Below are 22,189 nucleotides of genomic sequence, written 5' to 3' on the forward strand. Positions count from 1 at the left end.
TTCCGCCCGGCCGCCACGTCGCCGAGGGAGAGCTCTGGTCCGTCGAGGGAGAGGCGTGGTCGTGACCACGCCTCTCCCTCGCGGTACCTCGCCTCTCCCTGGGCGGGGTGCGACCTCGCGGGTGTCAGGCGCAGTCGAGCGCGTCGACCTGCGCCTCGCGCGTGGTCGTCACCTCCTTCCCGTCGAGGGTCGCGACGCCGGTCACGGTGACGCTCCCGGCCGGGACCGCCGTCGTGCGGGCGGCGAACGACTGGTACGCGTTCTTGCCCGGCGCCACGTCGGCGACGGTCTTCTCGCCGTACGGCGTCGTGAGCGTCAGCGTGACGGGGACGTCCTCGCCGTTCGTCGCGCGGACCGCGACGTACGCCTTGCCCGCCAGGCAGCGCGGCGTCACCTCGACCGCGAGGTCGAGCTCGGGCGCCGGCGGCTGCTCGCCGTACGCCGCGAGGAGCGCGGCGTGCTCGGCGGCCGTGATCGGCAGGACCGTGCCGTGGCGCGGGCTGCTCGGCAGGTGGGCGTCGACGGACGTCCACACGCCCGAGTCGAGGTCGGTGGACTCCAGCGGCAGGTAGCCCTGGCCGCCGTGGTAGCTCGGCTGGTCGACGAAGAGGTACCACTTCTCCTCGGTGTTCGACTTGAAGACCGTCGGCCCCTCGCCCGCGGTGAGCGTGCCGCCCCACGGGTTGGGCTGGCCGTAGCCGATCTTCTCGGCGACGAGGTCCCAGTCGGTCGAGCGCAGGTCCGTCGACTTCTCGAGGCGCGGGATCATGTACGCCTCGTCCTTGGTGAACCGGTAGTACGTGCCGTCGTGCTCGACGATCGACGAGTCGATCATCCCGAGCCCGTTGCCGCGCTTCTCGTCGATCCACACCTGCGGCTCGGAGAACGTCACGAAGTCGCGCGTCGTGGCGTACATCATGCGCTGGTAGGAGTCGGCGATGCGGCGGCCGTCGGTCGACGTCGTCGGGTAGAGCGCCGAGGCCCAGTAGACGATGTACTCGCCGCGCTGGGCGTCCCAGAACGCCTCGGGCGCCCACGTGTTGCCCGCGTACGCGCTCGACACGGTCACCATGCGCTGGTCGGACCAGTGCACGAGGTCGGTCGACTCCCAGATCATCAGGGCGCGCGACCCGCGCTCCTGCGCGTTGCCGAAGTTGTTGCCGCCGTAGATGCGCAGGTCGGTCGCGAGGAGGAAGAACCGGTCGCCCTCGGGCGAGCGGATGATGAACGGGTCGCGCAGGCCCTTCTCCCCGAGCGTCGACGTGAGCACGGGCTCGCCGTCGTTGAGCTCGACCCAGTCGAGCGGGTCGTTGCCGTTGCTCGCGCTGAAGTACACGGACTCGCCGTCCGCGGTGCTCTCGCCCTCGAAGTACGGGAAGAAGTAGCCCTCGTAGTCGGCCTCGGCGGGCAGCGGGCGGACCGTGGCGTCGTGGGTGTGCGTCGCGGTCGCGCCGTCCTTCGTCGCGGTCACGGTGAGCCGCACGACGGCCGCCGGCTCGCCGTGCGCGGGCCGCGTCACCTCTCCCGTGGCGGAGACGACCGCGGGGTCGGAGCTCTCCCAGGTCAGGGCGGAGCCGTTCGCACCGTCGGCGGGCAGCGTGAGGTTGCCGCGCACGTCGTCGAGGTGCGGCACGACGGCGTGGCTCGCGTCCCACGCGACGGCCTCGGCGGGTGCGAGGTGCGCGAGGACGGTGACCTCGATCTGCGCGGTGCGCGCGACCGCGCCGCGCGTGACGAGCGCGGTGAGCGTCACCGTCGCGTCGTCCTCGCCCGCGGCGGGCCGGGTGACCTTCCCCGCGGCGCTGACGACGCCCGGGTCCGACGACGTCCAGGTGACGAGCGAGCCCTGCGCGCCCGTGGTGGGCAGCACGAGGTCGGCGGTGACGGCGCTCGTGTCGCCGAGGTCGAGCGCGGCGAGGTCGGCGTCCGCGGCGGCCGTGGAGGTCCGGGCCGCGAGCTCGCCCGCCTCGGCCGCGCTCAGCGCACGGTCGTAGAGGCGGAAGTCGCGCACCTGGCCCTTGAGGTAGCGGTCGCCGGAGTAGAGCGAGCGGCCGACGTAGTTGGCGGTCGTCTGCCCGCCGCCGATCTGGCCCGGGTCCGTCGTGACGTTCGTGGCCTGCTTGACCTGCACGCCGTCCTCGTAGAGCGTCGCCGTCGTGCCGGTGAGCGTGTAGGTGAGGGTCTTCCAGACGCCGCGCTGGAGGTTGGCGCCCTTGGTCACGGTCTGCTCGGTCGACCAGCTCCCCGTCGCGATCGACGTGCGGTACGCGTTGCCGGTCGTGAACAGGTACCCGTTGCCGTTCGACCCGCTCGTGTTCCCGAGCCCGTACACGAAGTACGGCGTGCCCTGGTCCTGGCTCACGAGCACGTCGAGGCTCACGGTGACGTCCGTGAGGCCGGCGAGCAGGTGGTCGGGCAGGTCGACGTAGTCGTCGGTCCCGTCGAGGTTCGTGCCGTCCGCCGTCGCCGTGCCGCCCACCACGGTCGCCGGGCCGAACGTCGAGCCCTCGGCACGGTTCGCCGTCGTGCCGCCGGTCGTGCTCGCGGCGTCGAGCGGGTACCACGCGACGAGCCCGTCGTCGGTGGGCCCGCCGACGTCTGCGGCCGCGGGTGCGGCGACCGCGGCGGCGAGCGTCGAGACGGCGAGCGCCCCCACCAGCCCGGCGGCGAGCGCCGAGCGTGCTCGGTGTATGGAAATCATGTCGTCCTCTCCTCGTCGAGATGCAGGTCGTGTCGCGAGGTAGAGCCCCGGTCCCGCGAGGTAGAGGCGTGGTCGTGACCACGCCTCTACCTCGGCTCACCGGGGCTCTACCTCGGGGGATCGTCAGCCGCAGGGGTGGGCGTCGTAGGCGACGTCGTAGGGCGTGGTGACCGGGGTGCCGTCGAGCACGGCCGTGCCGGTGACCGTCACGGTGCCCGCCGGGACCGACGTCGCCCTCGTCGCGAACGACTGGTAGGCGTTCGCGCCCGGGGCGACGCCCGCGAACGTCCTCGTGCCGTACGGGGTCGTGAGCGTGACGTCGGCGGGCACGTCGCCCGCGTTCGTCGCCCGCACCGCGACGTAGACCTTGCCCGCGAGGCACCGCGGGGTGGCCTCGACGGTCAGCTCGACCCGGGGTGCGGGTGCGACGTCGACCGGGTCCACGCTCTCGAGCGTCGGCACGACCTTCTGGATGAGGCCGTCGGCGCCGAACGTGAGGCGGTCGATCGTCGTCTCGCGGTTCGTCCCGTTGCCGCCAGGGATGGCGAACCGGTGGTACGCGATGTACCACTCGTCCGTGCCCTCGACGTTGAGGATCGAGCTGTGCCCGGTCCCGAGGATGCCCTGCGAGGCGTCCTTCTCGAGGATCACGCCGCGGTACGTCCACGGGCCGTCGATGCTGTCCGACGTCGCGTAGCCGACGCGGTAGTTCTCCGAGCCCGTGTCGTCGATCGAGTACGTGAGGTGGTAGACGCCGTCGCGGTAGTTGAGGAAGAGGCCCTCGCGGAAGTCGGTCAGGCCGGGGATGCGCCGCAGCGTGTCCTGCTTGATCGACGTCATGTCGTCGCCCAGCTCGGCCATGACCGGGCCGTTCGACGGCCCGCCGTTGCCCCACAGCAGCCAGTACTTCCCGGTCTCCGGGTCGCGGAACGCGGCCGGGTCGATGGCCTGGCCGGACGTGACCGCCTCGCCGTTCGTGATCATCGCCGTCGGCTGCGCGGTGAACGGCCCCTCGGGGCTGTCGGCCACCGCGACGCCGATCGTCTTGCGGTCGTACGTCGGGTTGTGGCCGGAGAAGTAGAACCAGTACTTCCCGTCCCGCTCGATGATCGTCGGCGCCCACGCGTTGCCGGTCGCCCACGGGACGTTCCCGTTCGCGCCGTCGAGCGTGAGGAACGGCTGCTCCGAGCGCTCCCACGTCACGAGGTCGGAGGACTTCCAGACGTAGAAGTCCTTGCCGCCCCAGCCCGGCGTGCCGTCGGTCGTGGCGTAGAGGTAGAACGTGTCGCCGAACTGCGCGATGTTCGGGTCGGCGTACGTCCCGGGGAGCACGGGGCTGCCCATCTGCTTCGCCTGGACCGTCCACGTGCGCGAGGACCCGTCCGGCCCGCTCACCGTGTACTCCACGGGCTGCGTGAGGTCCTGCACCGAGCCGTTTCCGGGCGTGACGGTCGCGCGCGGCGAGACCGTGAGGACCGGCGCGAGCGCCGAGACGTCCGTCCCCGGCTCGACGGCGAGCGTCACGGTCGAGCTCGCCCCGTCGACGATCGCGGGGACCTTGAGCGCGTCGAGCTCGGCGCCCGTGACGGCAGTGTGGTCGGCCCCGACCTGGTAGACCTCGTCGGCGGTGAGCGCGCGGTCGTAGATCCGGAAGTCGCGCACCGAGCCCTTGAGGTAGCGGTCGCCCGAGTACAGCGAGCGGCCGATGTAGTTGGCGAGCGTCGAGCCGTTCCCGATGTCCTTCGGGTCGATGGTGACGCCGGTCTGGCGACCCACCTCGACGCCGTCCTCGTAGAGCACGGCCGTCGTGCCGGACAGCGTGTACGTGAGGTGCTTCCACACCCCGCGCTGGAGGTTCGCGTTCTTGGTGACGGTCTGCTCGGTGGTCCAGTTCCCCGTCGCGATCGACGTGCGGTACGCGTTGCCCGTGGTGAAGAGGTACCCGTCGCCCGCCGTGCCGCTCGTGTTGCCGAGGCCGTAGACGAAGTACGGCGTCGCCTGGTCGGTCGCGACCTTGACGTCGAGCCCGACCGTGACGTCGGTCAGCCCGGCGAGGAGGTGGTCCGGCAGGTCGACGTAGTCGTCCGTCCCGTCGAGCCGGACGCCCTCCCCGGTGCCGGAGAACGCCGCGCCGTTGGTCAGCGTCGCCGGACCGAACGACGACCCCGGCGCCGAGTTCGCGGCCGTCGTGCCGCTCGTCTCGTCGAGCGCGTAGCGCACGACGAGCCCCGGGATCTCCGTCGTCACCTCGACCGCGACGTACGCGGTGTGCGACCCGTCGGCCGTCGTCGCCGTGACGAGCGCGTGGCCCTCGCCGACGCCCGTGACGACGCCGTCGGCCGAGACCGTGGCGACGTCCGCGTCGTCCGACGCCCACGTGATCGCGCGCGCCGTCGCGTTGGCCGGCGTGACGGTCGCGGTGAGCTGCCGCGTCCCGCCGACGCCCACCTCGAGCGACTCGGGGGTGACGCTCAGGCCCTCGACCGGGACGACGTCGTCGGTCACCGTGACGACCGCGCGGGCGCGCACGCTCACGCCGCCGCCGAGCGTGCCGGCGACCTCGAACGAGCCGGCCTGCGCGTACGACGCCGGGTCGACCGCGTCCCACGTGACGTCCGCCGACCCGGTGGACCCGTCCGCGAAGCGGGCCGTGACGGCCGCCGGGAGCACCGGCGCGGAGCCGGTCTGGACGGTCACGGCGACGTCCTCGACGGACTCGACGAACGCGTCCGGCTGGTACGTGCGCAGCAGGCGGTCGTACTCGGCCTGCGTCACGGGGAGCACCGTGCCGTGGCGCGGGCGCGACGGCATCTCGTAGTCGGTGGACATGGTCCACTCGGCCGCGTCGAGCGAGGTCGACTCGAACGGCACGTAGCCGCGGCCGCCGAACTCGTCGATGAAGAGGTACCACTTCTCCTCGGTGTTCGACTTGAAGATCGTCGGGCCCTCGCCCTGGTTGATCCCGCCGCCGAGCGAGTTCGCCTTGCCGATGCAGTCGGTGATGAAGTCGTAGTCCGTCGAGCGCAGCTCGGCCGCCTTCTCGGCCAGGATGAACTTGGAGCACGGCGTGGACGACGTGTTGTTCCGCTCGTCCTTGGTGAAGCGGTAGTACTGGCCGTCGTGCTGCGTGACGGTCGAGTCGATGACCGAGTAGCCCGGGTCGACCCACACCTGCGCCTCGCTGAACGTCACGAAGTCGCGCGTCGTGGCGTACATCATCCGGTTGTAGGTGTTGCCGGTGTGGCCCGGGTCGTCCTCCGCGTAGAGCTTCGAGGCCCAGAACACGACGTACGCGCCGATCGTCTCGTCGTAGTACGCCTCCGGTGCCCACGTGTTGCCCGCGGTGTCGGGCGAGACCTGCACGAGGCGCTGGTCGGTCCAGCTCACGAGGTCCGTGGACTCCCACACCATGATCGACTTCGAGCCCGTGCGCTGGGACGCGTCCCAGTTCCCGTTGCCGTAGATCTTGAGGTCGGTGGCGATCTGGTAGAACTTGTCGCCCTCGGGCGACCGGATGATGAACGGGTCCCGCAGGCCCTTCTCCCCCAGCTCCGACGTGAGGACGGGCTGGTTGTCGTTGAGGTTCTGGTACTTCAGCGGGTCGTTGCCCTGGCTGAGCCCGAAGTAGACCTGCTCGCCCGTGGCGGTGCCCTCGCCCACGAAGTAGGAGAACAGGTAGCCCGCGAGGTCCTCCTGCTCGGGCAGCGGCGGGACGTGCGCCGCGAGCTCGCGCGTGGCGGTGGCCGCGCCGACCGTCACCGTCGCGGTGAGGGTCACGGTCTCGGCGTCCTCGCCGTGCGCCGGGCGCGTCACCTCGCCCGTCGGGGCGATCGTGCCCGACGACGACTCCCACGTCACGCTCGCGCCGTGCAGCCCCGTGGTGGGCAGCGTGAGGTTGCCGCGCACGTCGTCGAGGTTCGTCACCTCGAGCGCGGCGGCCGCGGCGTCGGCCTTGGCCTGGTCGCCGTCGCCGGGCAGGACCGTGACGTCGAACGTCCGGGTCTCGGTCGCGCCGCGGAGCGTCACCGTGGCGGTGAGCGTCGCGGTCGCGGTCGCGTCGCCCGCGGGGCGCGTGACCGCGCCGCTCGCCGAGACGACGCCCTCGTCGGAGCTCGACCACGCGACGGCGGAGCCGCCGACGCCCTTCGCCGGGAGCGTGAGGTCCGTGGCGACGGCGCTCGTGTCGCCGAGGTCGAGCGCGGCGGCGTCGGCCGCGACGGCGTCCTGCGCGGCGTCCGACGCGAGGTCGGCGACCTCCTGCGCGGTGAGCGCGCGGTCGTAGAGCCGGAAGTCCTTCATGCGGCCCTTGAAGAGGTTGTCGGCCGCGTAGGCGGACTTCCCGAGCGCGTTCGCGGTCGTCGTGCCGCCACCGATCGCGCCGGGCGTGATCGTCACCGCGGTGTTCTGCCCGACCTGCGCGCCGTCCTCGTACAGGCGCGCCGTGCCGCCCGCGAGCGTGTAGGTGACGGTCTTCCAGACGCCGCGCTGGAGCGCGCCCGCGGGAGCCTTGGCCGTGTTCTGCTCGCGCCCCCACGCGAGGTCGGAGATCGTCGCGCGGTAGTTCGCGTTGCCCGTCGAGAACAGGTAGCCGTTCCCGGACTGCGGGGTCCCGACCGCCGGGTTGCCGAGGGTGTAGAAGAAGTAGTTGCCGCTCAGCGACGTGTCGACCCACACGTCGGCGCTCACCGTGACCGCGTCGTAGCCGGCCAGGAGGTCGTCGGGCAGGTCCACGTGGTTCGCACCGCCGAACGTCAGGCCCTGGCCCGCGCGCCACCCGCCCCCCGAGCCGACGAGCGTCGCGTCGAGACCGTGACCCGACGCGTCGTGCGCGACGGTGCCCTCGGTCTCGTCGAGCGGGAGCCAGAGCCGCAGACCGTCCGCGGTCGGCTCGGCCGCAGCGGGGACCGGTGCGGGCGCCGCGGGCATCGGGCCGGCGGCCGCCGCGCCCACGGGCGCGAGCGGGGCGACGAGCGCGAGGCCGAGCAGCGCCGCGAGCGAGCGGCGTCGGCGGCGGGCGCGGGGCTCCGCGGGCGTCGGGGGTGGTTCGTGGCGTGAGGTCATCGGTGACTCCTCGTCGTCGTGCCCGGCGTCGGCGCCGGTCGCGGGTCCGCCGTCGGACGCGCGTGTGAACGCTAACATGTGAGCGCAAACATGCCTAGGGACCCTCGGGTCGACAACGATGTCGAAAACGGGGGGCGACGCCCCCGGACGCCGACGGCGGCCCGCACCACCGGGTGTGGTGCGGGCCGCCGTCGGTCGTGCGGGTCGTCCGGCGTCAGCCGCAGGAGAGGTCGCCGTAGGCGGCCTCGTGCGCCGTCTCGACCGTGGCGCCGTCGAGCACCGCGGTGCCCGTGGCGGTCGCGACCCCGGCCGCGAGCGACGCGGACCGTGCGGCGAACGACTGGTACGCGTTCGCCCCCGGTGCCACGTCACGCACGACCCGCGTGCCGAACGGGGTGACGAGCTCGACGTCGGCCGCGACGTCGGCGAGGTTCGTCGCGCGCACCGCCACGTAGGCCTTGCCCGCGAGGCAGCGTGCGGACGCGGTCACGTCGAGCTCGACGGCCGGGCCGGCGGCGTCGGCCGCGAACTCCCACGTGTCCACCTCGACGAGGTCGACGCCCGCGGGGCCGGCGAACGTGAAGTACACGTCGTGGACGCCGCGCACGCCCTCGAGGGCGGCGGTCACGTCCGCCCACTCGCCCACGGGGGTGTCCAGGTCGAGCGTCCCGACGACGGCACCCTCGCGGTCGTCGAGGCGTACCTCGACCGTGGCGCCCTCGACGAGGGGCTTCACGCGCGCCGTGACGCTCGCGGCACCGTCGCCGAAGTCGACCGACGACAGCGCCGACCAGTCGCCGGCGTCGACGTCGCGGACGACGAGGTTCGGCGCCTGCGTGCCGAACTGCGCCGAGCCGCCGTCGACCTTCGCGGTGGTGAGGCCCTGCTGCCACGCGAACGTCTCCGCCTCGAGCACCTGGAACGGGTCGAGGTCCTTGACCTGGTCGACGCCCGCGTAGTCGCCGACCACCTGCTGGACCGTGCCGTCCGCGTTGAACGTCAGCTCCTGGATGTGCGGGCTGCGGTAGCCCTGCGTGGTGCTGCCGTTGATGCGCTTGTTGAGCGTGGGCGCGTGGTACGTGAAGTAGTACTTGCCGTCCAGCTCGAACACCGACTGGTGGTTGTTGCCGCCCGTGCCCGCGCCGAAGAACTGCGACTGGTTCGGGAACATCACGCCGGCGTACGTCTCCTTGGGGAACGACATCGGGTCGTCGGAGATCATGTAGCCGATCTGCCCGCCGCCCGGGTACCCCGGGAGCGTGGCCTGGTTGCCGCCGAAGTCGTTGCCGCCGAAGTGCGACGAGTACGACAGGTAGTACTTCCCGTCGCGCTCGAAGACCTGCGCCGCCTCGAACGCCACGGGCGCGTCCACGACGGCCGCCGTGCCCTGCGTGGAGACCATGTCGTCGCCGAGCTCGATGACGCGGATGTTCTTCGGGTTGTTGAACCGCTCCGCCGCGGGCATCGACGTCGACGCCGGGCCGCCGCCGAAGTAGAGGTACGCCCCGTCGTCGGTGACGAGCGGCGCCGGGTCGAACTTCCAGGCCACGGCCTCGGCGCCCGGGGTGCGCCCGTCGATGAGCGTGCTGTCGCGCTCGCTCGTCCACGGCCCGAGCGGCGAGGCGCCCGTGATGACGTTCGACGACCCGCCGCCGTTGGCGTAGTAGAGGAAGTACTTGTCGACGCCGTCGACCGTCTTCTTCGCCATGCCCGGCGCCCACGAGTTGTTCGTGAAGGGCGCGACGCCCTGCGGCCCCGCGACCTGGATCTCGCCGTGGTCCGTCCAGTTCACGAGGTCCTCGGACGAGATGAGCGTGATCTGGTTGATGCTGCCGTAGTTGATCTGCGGCGAGACGCCCGTCGCCGGGTCGGGCGCGTAGCCCTGGGTGTCGTTCGTCATGTACATGTACACGCGCCCGTCCTCGACGAACCCGAACCCGTCGGCCCCGAACTTGTGGGAGATGAGCGGGTTGTGCTCGCCGGGCAGCTTGCCGAGCACCTCGATCGTCTTCGAGGGCGGCCCGGGCGGGGCGGCGCCGACGACGGAGACGTCGTCGAGCACGAAGTCCATGAGGTGCGTCGCCGGGTCGGCGGACGGGTTGCTCGTCCACGGCGTCTCGAAGAACAGCCGCGCGGTGCCGACGTTCTGGTCGGCCGGGATCGTGAACCGGCCGTCGAACGTCGCCCACTGGCCCTTGGTCGCGGTGACGCTCACCAGGTTCGTGTACGTGCCGCCGCCGTAGTGCATCGTCGCGAAGAACTGCTTGGAGGCCGGGGCCGCGGCCGCGTCGTACCGGATCTTGGCGGTGAGCTCGTACGTCTCGCCCGCGCGGACCTTGCCGCTGAGGTCCTGCATCGGACCGGAACCGGTCGTCGCACGCTCGGTGGTCAGGGCCGCGGCCTCACCCGCGAACGCCTGGTCGGTGGTCGACAGCACGGCCGTGTCGGTCGCGTTGCCGTTGTTGACGAACCAGCCGGTCGTGCCGTCCTCGAAGCCGCCGTTGACGACCAGCTCCTCGTCCGCGGCGTACGACGGCAGCGCGGCGAGCGACGCCGAGAGCAGCGTCGCGAGCGCGGCCCCGGCGACGGCGCCGCGCAGGCGACGTCGTCTGCGGTGGTGCGTGTCCATGGATCCTCCTCGATCGATGTGTGTCCTGCGCGTCCGCGCACCGTGCGCGGACGGTCGTGCCCGACGGCGGTCCCCGCCGTCGTCCTGCGTCCCCCTCCTCTCGCGCCGACCCGGCGCAGCCGGGGCGGCCTGCCGGGGCGAACCCCGGACCAGCCGTGCGTCAGCGGCCGAACGGCACCGTGCGGGTCGTCGTCGCCGCGTCGGTCTCGCGCGTGACGGTGACCGTGACCTCACCGGCAGGTGCCTGCGGGCGTCGCGTCGCGAACGCCTGGTAGGCGCTCGCGCCGGGACGCACGTCGGCGAAGGTCCGGCTGCCGTACGGCGTGGCGACCACCACGTCCACCGGGACGTCCTCCTCGTTCACGACGCGCACGGCGACGTAGTCCGTGCCGGCGAGCGCGCGCAGGCTCGCCTCCGCCGCGAACGCGACGTCCGGGGACGTCGTCGGCTCCAGCGACGCGACGGCGAGCGCGAGCGCCCGCGCGGGCGCGTCGGCCTGGTTCTGCGTCGACGGCGCGGTCGTCGACCGCGCCCAGGCGAGGGCCTGCTCGACGGCGGCCCACGACTCGGCCGTGTAGCCCGCCGGGTCGAGCCCTCCCGCCTCGGCCACGACGGCGTCGAGCGCCGTCCGGTCCGCGCCGCCGTCGGCGTCGAGCACGTCGCTGAGGAGGAAGTGGTCGAAGTCGACGTGCCCGCCGGTCTGCTCCTTGGCGTAGGAGAAGAGGCCGAACCGGTAGCCCATGAAGTGGGACAGGCTCCAGTCCATGACGAGCGGCCCCTGGCGCGGCCCGAGCGGCTGCCACGTGCGCCCGTCGAGGCTGTAGGAGTACTGCACCCAGAGCTGGCCGTTCGGCGAGGCGAAGTCCGCGTCCGCCTTGAGGTGCACGTCCGTGCGCTCCCCGAGCGGGACCTGCGACCCGGGGACGAACGACTCGACCGCCTCGCGGTCGATCGTGTCGGTGAACGGCTGGAGCCGCGTGACGAGGCCGAGCGTGCGCTCGCCGTCGACCTGCTGGACGCCCGCGTACGCGAAGCTGCGGCCGTAGACGGCCAGGCCGGCGACGTCGCCGTCGAGCATCCCCGACACGTCGAGGCGGGTCTCCGCGGAGGACGTCGGCCCGAAGGTGCGCTGGCCGAGCGTGTTGCGCGCCTCCTCGAGGTAGGTGAGGTCGCGCCCGGGCGCCTTGGTGTACTCCGCCTCGCCGGTCACGACGTGCCCGTTGGTCAGCCGCAGCCAGCCCTCGCGCTCGGTGAGGGACCAGTACCGGTTGTCCGGCGCGTGGTTCCACTGCCAGGCGAGGTCGAGGTCCGAGCCGTTGTACGACACCTCCTCGAGCGTGGGCGTCTCGACGTCCGGCGCGCGGCCGACCACGGAGACGTCGTCGAGCAGGTACTCGACGCTCGACGACGGCGGCTGCGGGTTGCCCCACGGCGTCTCGACCGCGAGCTTGAAGGTCCGGACGTCCGCGTCCTGCGGGACGGTGTAGGTGCCCCGCACGGTCGTCCACTCCCCCGGCGTGGCGTTCGCCCACGCGAGCGTGGTGACGCCCGCGCCCCAGTCTCCGACGAGGTTGAAGCGGACCTGCGCCGGCCCGGAGGCGTAGCGGACCCGGGCCGAGACCTCGTACGTCACGCCGGCCTGGATCTTCCCGCCGAGCTGCTGGTTCGGGCCGGAGCCGTTGAGCGTCCGGCCCGCGACGCGCAGCGCGCCCGTGCCCGACGCCGCGCCGCTCGTCTCGCGCGACAGCGTCGCCCCGAACTGCGCGGCCCACGGCGCGGTCCCGGCGTCCTCGAACCCGGGGTTGGCGACGAGCTCGACGCCGAGCAGGGACTCGTCGTACGTGGGCGCGTCGGGGACCTCCCAGACGGTGTCGCTGAACGCGCGGTGCTCGGCGTCGTTCGCGAAGTCGTCGGAGGCGACGATGCTCTTCAGCCGCTCCCGGCGCTCCGTCGCCGGGTCCAGCGCGATCGGCTTGGCGAACGTGTCGCCGACGCGGACGACGCCGTCGTCGCCGAACGTGGGCCAGCCGTCCTCCCACGTCGCGGGGATGAGCGCGGGGATGCGGCCGAGAGGGTAGGTGTCGCGGAAGAACATGCCCCACCACTCGTAGCCGCCCGCGCCGTCGGGCACCTCGACCAGCCCGCCCTGCGCGAAGCCGTCCGAGTTCAGCGCGCTGCGCGCCTCGTACGGGTTCGACCCGTCGGCGGTCTCGTAGCGGCCCAGCAGGTGCGGGGAGCGGAACAGCACCTCCTGCCGGTTCTGGCCGCTGGGCCACGTGATGATCGCGACGTAGTACTCGCCGTCGATGTAGTGCACCTGCGCGCCCTCGAACAGCCCGCCCACGAACGGCTCGCCCGCGTAGTCCGCGGCGCGGAAGATGTTCGGGAAGTCGGCCTCGATCGCGGTGAGGTCGTCGTTGAGCCGGACGGCGCTCGTCGCGCCCGAGCCGTAGAAGATGTAGGGCGTCCCGCCGTCGGCCTCGTCGAAGAACAGCGACGGGTCGTGGAACCCCCGGCCGAGCGCGGTGCGCTCCCACGCGCCGTGCTCGACGTCGTCCGTGCGGAAGAGGTACGACCCCCCGAGGTCGTTGGTGTTGAACACCACGTAGAACGTGCCGTCGCGGTAGCGCAGCGAGGACGCCCACTGCCCGTTGCCGTAGCCGTTCTTCCCGTTGCGCAGCGACGACACGTCGCCGACGCCGAGCCGGTCGTAGACGTAGCCGACGATCTCCCAGCTCACGAGGTCGTACGACTTCATGATCGGGGCGCCGGGGGCCAGGTGCATCGTCGTGCTGATCATGTAGTAGTGGTCGCGGCCCTCGTCGTTCTCGGCCGCGGGGACGCGCGTGACGCTGATGTCCGGGACGTCGCTGCGCAGGAGCGGGACGTCGTACGTCCCGTCGCCGCGGTCGGTCGTGGTGAGCCCGGTGAGGGCGGTCGCCGTCGGGGGGTCGTCGTCGGCCGTCGTGGCGGCGTGCGCCGCGGGCAGGCTCGCGCCGAGCGCGAGCACGCCCGCCACGATCGTCGCCGCGGCTCGTCGTCTCCGGTGTGTGCTCATGTCGTTCCTCCTCGTCGAGGTCCTGCTGCCAGGGGGGGTTCATCTCCGCGATATCGATGTCGGTACCGATATCGCAGCCGGTGCGTCGCTGCCCTGCGGCGTCCTCGCGGCCCGTCGGACCGACCGCGAGGACGCCGGTGCAGCGCGCGGGTCGCTCAGCCGCAGGTACGCGGCTCGATGTCGACGTCGTGGGTCGTGGTGACCGGGGCGCCGTCGAGCACCGCCGTCGCGGTGACCGTCGCGGTGCCGGCGGGGACCGTCGTCGCGCGCGACGCGAACGACTGGTACGCGTTCGCGCCCGGGGCGACGGCGGTGGACGACCTCTCCCCGTACGGCGTCGTCAGGGTGACGTCCACGGGGGTGGCGCCCGTGTTCGTGGCCCGGACCGCCACGTAGGCCTTGCCGGCGAGGCAGCGCGACGAGACCTCGACGTCGAGCGGGACGACGGCCGTGGCGCCCGGCACGATCTCGACCCGGTAGGTCGTGGCCGTCTCGTGGTCCTGCGCGACGCCGACGACCTCCACGGTCCGGGCGCTCCCGTCCGCGGGGAGGGAGACGGTGCGGCCCTGCGTGTCGTCGACCAGCACGCCGTCGACGCGCACGAGGCCGCTGGGCACGTGCGGGTCGGCGTCGAGCACGACGCTCGTCGTGCCCGCGGGGACGGTGAGGGTGTAGTCCGTCACCGCCGGGTCGAACGCAGGGACGAGCGACCCGGTGTCGAACGCGAGCGCCGCGAGCCCGGGCGTCGCGTCGTACGACGCCGCGCGGTCGACCCGGACGCCGAACACGCCTCCGGCCCAGCCGCCCGTCGCCTGGAAGCGGACGGTGACCACGGGGATGCGCTCGCCGTCCTCGTCGAGCACGTGCTCCCCCGCGCTGTCGACCTTCCAGCGCGTGCCCTCGCCGATCTCGAGGTACTTCGCCGGGAGCTGCGTCGTGTCGACGTAGAACCCCTGCGCGTCCTTGGTCGGAGCGTTCGCGACCGTGGTGATCGTCTTCAGCTTCTCGTCGTTGACGTACACGTCGAAGACGCGGCCCTGGTCGCCCGAGTAGAGCGTGACGCCCAGGTGGTTCGACGCCGAGCCCGGGTCGACCATGAGGTCGTAGCTGAACCAGCCCGTGCCGTTGGCGTGGCGGAACTGGCGGCCGGAGAACGTCCCGACCGACGACCCGCTCTGCTTGAGGTTCTTCGCGTTCTCGAAGTTGTTGTCGTCGAAGCTCGTCAGGCTGTCGACGGTGCGGTCGGCGTCGCGCAGCGCCTGCTTGGCGCGCAGGATGCGCTCCTGCGACGCGGCGGAGTCCGGCTCGTCCAGGTTGAGGTAGAGCCCGTACGTCACGTCCCAGTTGGTGTGGTGGGGCGTGAGGACGAGGTCGCCGCCGTCGGCGGTGTTCCGCAGGCGCAGCTGGACCCGGCCCTCGGCGTCGTCCTCGACGCGGACGAGGTTCTCCGCGATCCGCTCCTTCCACTCGTCGGCGCCCATGTTCGCCGCCGTGATCGTCGTCTGGGCGTCGGCGTCGCGCGTGGAGGAGCGGACGAGGATGCCCGTGCCCTGCCACGCCGGCTCGGGGACCTCGCCGAGGTTCGCGGAGAGCACGACCGGCCCGTACCGGAAGGCCACGAAGTACGGGTTGTCCGGGGTGTCCACGACGGACGCCGCCATCGGCATCGTGTACCGGACGACGTCGCCCGCGGCGACGGGCAGCACCACGTACCCGCGCGAGACGTCCGGCTCGACGGCGGAGCCGTTCACCTCCAGGGTCGGGTCGCCCGCGATCCACGACGGCACGCGCAGGCGCAGCGTCGCGTCCTCGGCGACCGCGCCGCCGTCGAGCGCGTCGACGCGGAACGTCACGGTGTCCTCGTTCGGCAGGTTCGCCTCCTGCGTGAGCCGCAGGTTCTGCTCCGCGTGCTCGACCGTCGAGGAGAAGAACATGTTGACCCACACCGAGCCCTGGCCGGTGAAGTAGATCGAGTCGCCGAGCTTGGAGAAGCTCTCCATCCCCGTCCCGGTGCAGCACCAGAACTCGGTGAACGGCAGGTTGTAGACGCGGTGGTAGCCCGACGCCATGGGGTTGAAGTACGTCGTCGTCCCCGTCTCCGGGTTCTGCGACGCGAGGATCGTGTTGATGAACGCGTTCTCGTAGTAGTCGGCGTACCGCACGTCCTTGCTCAGCGTGAAGAGCTCGCGCGCGAGCTTGAGCATGTTGTACTCGTTGCACGTCTCGGCCGTCTCCGCGTTGCGCGCCGTGCCTTGCTCGTCGGCACGCTCGTGCAGCGACCCGGGCGCGTGGAAGTGCTCCGCCTGGCTGTTCGCGCCGGTGACGTACGTGTGGTCGCGCACCACGATGTCGAAGAAGTTCTCCGCCGCCGCGAGGTACATCGGCAGCTCGTCCTTCTCGGCGGGCGTGAGCAGGTCGTAGTAGGCGGGGTTCTGCGTGAACACCTGGTAGCGCTTGAGCGCGCCGAGCAGCTTGGGGATCTGCGTGTTCGCGTGCTTGCCGGGGAGCACGTCCTGGCCCGCGGCGAGCTGACGGAAGAACGTCACCTCGTCGAACGCCTCGGCGGCCTCCTTGATCCGGACGTCGCCCGTGAGGTCGAACAGCTCGTACAGCGCCTCGTTCATGCCGCCGTACTCGGTGCGGAGCATGACGTCCGTGCTCGGGAGCTTCGCCACGCGCCCCTGGACGTAGAGCCCGAAGTCGGTCGCGACGGCGAGCGCCTGGTCCCCGACGGGGCCGTCGACGTGCTCGGCGACGTCGAGCAGGCCGGCGAGCACCTTGTGCAGGTTGTACCAGGGCACGATGACGTTCTCGTCGGACGTCCCGGTGCCCTGCACCTGGTCGAGGATCGACTCGCGGAACGCGGACACGTACCCGGCCGAGCCGGGGTGCGCGGCGGCGTACGCGTCCTGCACGCGCGCGAGCCCGCCCACGCCCTCCTGGATCTCGGTGAACAGCGCGTCCTTCGTCGCCTCGTCCTGCGTCGACGACCACGACATCGCGAGCGCCGAGAGGTAGTGGCCGAACGCGTGGCCGCGGAAGTTCACGGCGTTGCTGCGCTCCCAGCCGCCGTACCCGGCGGAGGTGGTCGGCGTCAGCCCGCCGACCTTGTAGAACTCGTAGAGGAACGTCTCGGAGTCCAGGCTCAGCAGGTACTCGTGCTCCTTCGCGGCGGCGTTCTGGAGGAAGTCGTCGGAGAGCAGCACCGACGGCAGCGCGGTCTCCTCGAGCGGCGTCTCGTCCACGGTCGCGGGCACGACGACCTCCAGGTCGCGCGTCACCGGCTCCCCGTCGAGGTACCGCACCGTCGCGGTGAGCGTGACGTGCGCGTCGTCCTCGCCGATCGCCGGGCGGACCACGGTGCCGTCGGTCGCGACCACGTCCGGGTGCGACGACCGCCACGTCACGGTCGACCCGCGCGAGCCGGTGGTCGGGAGCACGAGCGCGACCGTCGCACGTTCCGGCAGGGACAGCGCGTCGGCGTCGTCCTGCGCGATCGCGTCGCGGTCCACCGTGCGCCCGCTCTCCTCGTACAGCCCGACGACGTCGCCCAGGTCCGCCACCGCGTCGTACAGGCGGTAGTCGTCCAGCGCGGCCTTGAGGTAGGCGCCGTTGTACTGGGGCCCGTTGAACCCGATCGTCTTCGGCAGCGCCGGGTCGGAGCCCAGGACCCCCGTCGCGTCGCCGGCGACCGCGCTGGCCACCGTCGACGGGACCTGCTCGCCGTTGCGGTAGAACGCGACGGCCTTCGTCGCGTGGTCGTACGTGACGACGACGTGCGTCCACTCGTCCGCGGGGAAGAACGCCGCGCGGTCGGAGCTCGCGACCCGCACCTTGTACGGCTGGCCCGACGCCGGCCCCACCGACAGCGCGAGCGGCACCGTGTCCGACTCGGACGACAGGTACCAGCCGTCGGAGTTGTAGGCCCGCTTGTTCCACGTGACGACGTGCTCCCCGGACAGCTTCCCGCTGGGCTCCACCCAGAACGAGAGCGTCAGGTCCTCGGGCTGGAGCGCGGTCGACGACCCGAGGTCGAGGTACGTGCTGCCGCTCAGGCGCAGGGCCTGCCCCGCCCCGTCGACGCCGTCGACGTAGGAGAAGCCGGTCGGCGCGGAGCCGGAGTGACCGCGCAGGGCCACGGGGTGCGCGAGAGGGCTCGCGTCGGCGACGTCGCCGTCGAACGCGAGGTCGAGGACGGGCGCGGGCAGGGCGTCGGCCGCGACGGCGGACGGTGCCCACGCGGTCACGGCGAGCGCGGCGGCGGCCGCCACGGCCACCAGCCGGGCCACGCCGCCGGGTCGACGGCGGACGCCGTCGGTCGGTCGGGGGTGCATCGGTGCTCCTCTGGTCGGCGCGGGCGTCGTCGCCCGCGCGTCGAGACGTGCGGTGTCGTGCGGTGTCGTGCGGTGGCGGCCCGCGCGGGGAGCGCGGGCCGCGCCCTCGTGGCCCGCCGGACCGGCCACGAGGGAAGCGTGCTCTCGCGAGGTAGAGCCAGCGGTCGCGAGGTAGAGCCCGGGGGCTTCTACCTCGCGACCTGCGGTTCTACCTGGCGTCGTTCAGCCGCAGTCGAGCGCGTCGTAGGCGACGTCGACGGTCGCGGTGACCTGCTCGCCGTCGAGCGTCGCCGTGCCCGTCACCGTCGCGGTGCCGGCCGGGGCCGACGTCGCGCGCGCCGCGAACGACTGGTACGCGTTCCTGCCGGGCGCCACGTCCGCGAACGCCTTCTGCCCGAACGGCGTGGAGAGCGTCACCGAGACCGGGACGTCCTCGCCGTTCGTCGCGCGCACGGCGACGTACGCCGTGCCCGCCAGGCAGCGCGGCGCGACCTCGACCGCGAGGTCGAGCTCGGGCTCCGTGTCGGACGCGTGCAGCCGGACGAACGTGATCGAGTGCGCGGGGAACTCGTAGGAGAACTCCTCCCCCACGCCCGTCAGCGTCCGCTCCACCGGGACGACCCGCTCGGGGTCCGCCTTGGTGTTCGTGTCCGACGGCGCGCCCACCATCTCGGTGACCGTCGCCTGGTCCGCGATCCCCGCGGCGCCCTCGACGCGCACCTGCGTGCGCGCCGCGGTCGCGGTGGGGTTGACGACCTTGACGACGACGTCGCCCGTGTCGTCGTCCCGTGTGACGACCTGGTAGAGCGACTTCGTCGACGGCTGCTCGTAGGACATCTGGAGCTCGCCGTCGAGGTAGAGCTCGATCGTCGAGCCCTCGACGACGACCTTGACGTGGTACGGCTGCCCCGCCTCGATGCTGTGGTTCTCGACGGCCTGCACCTCGTTGGCGCTCCCGCCCGACGCACGCTGGAGGGCCTGGCGCGAGTTGTTCCACCCGCCGAGGTTCCACCAGTAGTAGTCGTTCGGGCCGCCCGCGGCGAAGCCGACGAGGAAGCCCTCGGCGCCCGACGTCTTGCGCGCGTCGAGCTCGAGCGTGTAGCTCGACCAGTCCTTCGCGTACGCGCCGGCCACGATCGACCGGGCGTCGGTGACGTTCGTCACCGACTGGACGTACGCGCCGTCCTGCGCCGCCCACGTGCCCGACTGCGGCTCCCACTGCGACGCGCCGGACTCGAAGTCGTCCGCGAAGAGCACGTCGCCGCTCGCGTTGTCGGTCACGCGCACGTTGTCGTACTGCGCGGCCGTGTTCCACGTGGAGAGAAAGACGCCGCCGTCGAGCGTCGCGTCGGCGGGCGCCGGACCGGAGTGGGTGCTGGCCACGACCTCGTCGCCCGCGTTCGCGGAGAACAGCTGCTGGACGTAGTAGTTCACCGAGCCCCACGACTCGTCGTTGTCGAACCAGATCGCGTCGGGCGACCACTGGACGTACGACTCGTTGGCGAGCAGCGGCGCGTACGACGCGAGCCGGACGACGTCGGAGTTGCGCTCGAGACCCGTCATGAAGGCGGCCTCGGACAGCGCGTTGGCGAACGTGTTGCCGCGCGACGCGTACTCGCCGAGGAAGACGTGCGGCCCCTCGCGGTCGTAGGAGTCGTAGCGCTCGTCGTTCTCGAGGAACCACTGCGGGTCGTTGTAGTAGTGCTCGTCGACGAGGTCGACGTCCTGCTCGCGGTTGAACTCCCAGAGCTCGTCGAAACGCTGGCCGGTGTCGTCCGGACCGGAGTTCGAGATGATCTGGACGTCCGGGTAGGCGGCCGCGATCGCGTCGCGGAACGCCGGGAAGTTGGCCTCGAACGTCTTCGTGTTCTCCTCGTTGCCGAGGCCGATGTACTTCAGTCCGAACGGCTCGGGGTGGCCCAGCTCGGCGCGCACGGCGCCCCACTCGGTCGTGACGTCGCCGTTCGCGAACTCGACGAGGTCGACCGTGTCGTCGACCCAGCGCTGGATCTGCGCGGGATCCTTCATCTCGGGGATGGTGCTGCCGCAGCCGTTGGCGCCGACCGACACCACGGGCAGCGGCGTCGCACCGAGGTCCTCGGCGAGGAGGAAGTACTCGAGGTAGCCGATCCCGTACGACTGGTTGTAGCCCCAGAAGTTCCAGTTGGTCGCGCGCTCCTCGACCGGGCCGATCGTCTCCTTCCACTGGTACGTGCGACGACGGTCGGTGAAGCCCGACTCCTCGTACGTGCGGAACGTGCCGACGTTCGTCACGCAGCCGCCGGGGAAGCGCAGGAACTGCGGGTCGAGGGCGTCGATCTTCTCGGCGAGGTCCTTGCGGAGCACCGACTTCCCGTTGACCGGACCGACCCACGTGTCCTGCGGGAAGAGCGACACCTGGTCGAGCGCGAGCGTGCCGGCCGCGCCGGAGAGCAGCGCGAGGCGCCCGGCGTTCGTCGTGCCGGTCGCGGTGAGCGTGACGTCGTACTTCTTCCACGCGTCCGAGCCGTCGACGGCGACCTGGCCGGTCGCGTACGCCGTCGTCCCGGCGGCGTCCTCGACCCGCACGGTGACGGTCTGCGCCGTCGCCGAGCGTGCCCAGACGGAGAAGTCGTAGGACTCGCCCTCCTCGACGAACAGCCCCGTGTTGTACCCGGCGTTGCGCACCCCGGCACCCGCGACGGTCGTCGTGAGGTGGAGGTAGGTGCGGTTCGTCGCGTTGAGCCGCCCGGCGTCGTTCACGACCTGGGTCGTCGCCGTCGCGCCGCCACGGTTCGCGGCGCTCCACGCCGTGAGCCCGGTGAACGACCCGTTGTCCTGGTTGGTGAACTCGAACGACCGGTTGCGCACGAGCTCGGCGTACAGGCCGCCGTCGGCCGCGTAGTTGATGTCCTCGTAGAAGATGCCGTAGAGCTCGTCGCTCATCTCCGTGCGCTCGCCGGCGAGGTCCACGGTGATCTCGTGGTCGGCGCTCGTGGCGGGGGTGATCGTGAGCTTCGTGGCCGCGTCGCGCGGACCGAGGACGAGCGCGCCGGCGGACGCGCGCACCCCGGCGTAGCGCTCGGGGTCGGCCGCGCTGCGCAGCCAGACCGTGCCGCCGCCCGCGTCGGTGAGCCGCAGCGCCGTCGCGTCCGCGCCCGCGGCCCCGAGGGAGAGCCGGGACGCGCCGGAGACGACGACGGGACGGTCGCCGGCGGCGAGCGTCACCGGGGACGTACCCTCGGCGCCGTCGACCGCGGTCGCCTCGAGCGCGACGGTCGTCGCGGGGCGCTCGTCGTCGAGGGCGAGGCCGTCGTCGGTCGCCACGAGGTACCGCGCCGCGCCCGGGCCCGCGAGCGTGAACGCACCGTCGGGCACCTGGTCCGCGCCGTCGGCGGCCTGGACGGCGACGTAGTCGAACGCCGCGGTGTGCGCCGCGCCGCTCTGCGCGGCGAGCGCGTAGAGGCCCACGTGCGTCGTCGGGAAGTCGACGGTCACCGAGCCCGCGGGCTGCCACGCGGTGCCGTCCCAGTAGCTGGTGGCGATCGTGTCGCCGGTGCGCTGCATGCGCAGCGTCTCCCCGGTGGAGCCCGGGCGGTCGGTGAAGGCGGCCGCGCTGAAGACGCCGCCGGTCTCGACGTCGTTCTCGATCGCGCGGCCCGACGGCGAGAGGTCGCCCACGAAGGTCAGACCGGACCGCACGTAGTTGTCCATGTCCTGCCACGCGACGAGGCCCGCGCCCTGGTAGACGGACGTGACGGGCGCCTCGAGCCGGGTGACAACGGTGAAGTCGCCCGCCGGCACGTCGAGCAGCACGACGTTCTTCGCGCTGTTCGCGTCCTGGTACGTGTCGCCCGGCTGCGAGGTCAGCGTGAGCTTCCCCCCGGCGACGGACAGCGCCTCGGGCACGGGGTTGACGACAGTCCAGTCGGGACCGAGCGCGGCGCCGTCGAACGCGTCGACCCACGCGCCGTCGGGCAGGTCGGGCTCCGCGGCGGAGGCCGGCAGCGACGTCGCAAGCGCGACCGTGCCGACCATCCCCGCCACGAGGGCGACGGCGACGGACCGGCGGCGCGCCGGTCTGCTCCGGGGCCTGGGAGGGGACGGGTGAACAGGCTTCTCCATGGGGCTTCCTCTCTTCGTCGAGAGACACGCACCGTTGCGTGTGAGCGTTCACAAGTTCGGCCCGAGCCTAGTGTGAGCGCTCACATTCCACAAGGGCGGCGTCATGACACCGCCGGGCGGGCGTGCGCCCGACCGACCCAGGGGTGCCGGCCCCCGTCCTGCTCCGGTGACCCCGGGCCGTCGGGCCCGGGCAGACGGCCGCGGGGGGAGTATTCTTTGGGAGGAGCGGAAGGCAGAGCGGGGGGGGAGAGGAACAGACAACCCAACCCCACCCCCCCCCGCGGCCCACCTCCCACCCTCCA

Annotated in this window: 6 protein-coding genes; all 6 read right to left on the bottom strand. The window is 72.2% G+C overall.

The window, feature by feature from the left end; translation table 11 throughout:
• Positions 1-124: 124 nt before the first annotated feature.
• The gene (locus ACZ4MO_RS10395) at positions 125-2,701 is read right to left on the bottom strand and encodes an immunoglobulin-like domain-containing protein (RefSeq protein WP_175007730.1); all 2,577 of its coding nucleotides are present in this window, start codon (positions 2,699-2,701) and stop codon (positions 125-127) included.
• Between the two features lie 123 nt (positions 2,702-2,824).
• Positions 2,825-7,762: a family 43 glycosylhydrolase gene (locus tag ACZ4MO_RS10400; RefSeq protein WP_186810331.1), complete on the bottom strand. Its 4,938-nt coding sequence runs from the start codon at positions 7,760-7,762 to the stop codon at positions 2,825-2,827.
• A 214-nt stretch (positions 7,763-7,976) separates the two neighbouring features.
• Positions 7,977-10,391, bottom strand: coding sequence for a family 43 glycosylhydrolase (locus ACZ4MO_RS10405; protein ID WP_074808758.1), 2,415 nt, complete (start codon positions 10,389-10,391; stop codon positions 7,977-7,979).
• A gap of 160 nt (positions 10,392-10,551) precedes the next feature.
• Positions 10,552-13,449, bottom strand: coding sequence for a beta-xylosidase family glycoside hydrolase (locus ACZ4MO_RS10410; protein ID WP_499278815.1), 2,898 nt, complete (start codon positions 13,447-13,449; stop codon positions 10,552-10,554).
• A gap of 155 nt (positions 13,450-13,604) precedes the next feature.
• The gene (locus tag ACZ4MO_RS10415) at positions 13,605-17,783 is read right to left on the bottom strand and encodes a beta-L-arabinofuranosidase domain-containing protein (RefSeq protein ID WP_175007728.1); all 4,179 of its coding nucleotides are present in this window, start codon (positions 17,781-17,783) and stop codon (positions 13,605-13,607) included.
• Between the two features lie 222 nt (positions 17,784-18,005).
• The gene (locus ACZ4MO_RS10420; RefSeq protein WP_175007727.1) at positions 18,006-21,887 is read right to left on the bottom strand and encodes an alpha-L-arabinofuranosidase family protein; all 3,882 of its coding nucleotides are present in this window, start codon (positions 21,885-21,887) and stop codon (positions 18,006-18,008) included.
• Positions 21,888-22,189: the final 302 nt, after the last annotated feature.

It is taken from the genome of Sphaerisporangium cinnabarinum, assembly GCF_055567015.1.

What these genes read in the sequence shown, in the direction of transcription:
- ACZ4MO_RS10405 (WP_074808758.1), bottom strand. Translation starts at nt 10,391, where the DNA reads ATGGACACGCACCACCGCAGACGACGTCGCCTGCGCGGCGCCGTCGCC.
- ACZ4MO_RS10395 (WP_175007730.1), bottom strand. Translation starts at nt 2,701, where the DNA reads ATGATTTCCATACACCGAGCACGCTCGGCGCTCGCCGCCGGGCTGGTG.
- ACZ4MO_RS10400 (WP_186810331.1), bottom strand. Translation starts at nt 7,762, where the DNA reads ATGACCTCACGCCACGAACCACCCCCGACGCCCGCGGAGCCCCGCGCC.
- ACZ4MO_RS10415 (WP_175007728.1), bottom strand. Translation starts at nt 17,783, where the DNA reads ATGCACCCCCGACCGACCGACGGCGTCCGCCGTCGACCCGGCGGCGTG.
- ACZ4MO_RS10410 (WP_499278815.1), bottom strand. Translation starts at nt 13,449, where the DNA reads ATGAGCACACACCGGAGACGACGAGCCGCGGCGACGATCGTGGCGGGC.
- ACZ4MO_RS10420 (WP_175007727.1), bottom strand. Translation starts at nt 21,887, where the DNA reads ATGGAGAAGCCTGTTCACCCGTCCCCTCCCAGGCCCCGGAGCAGACCG.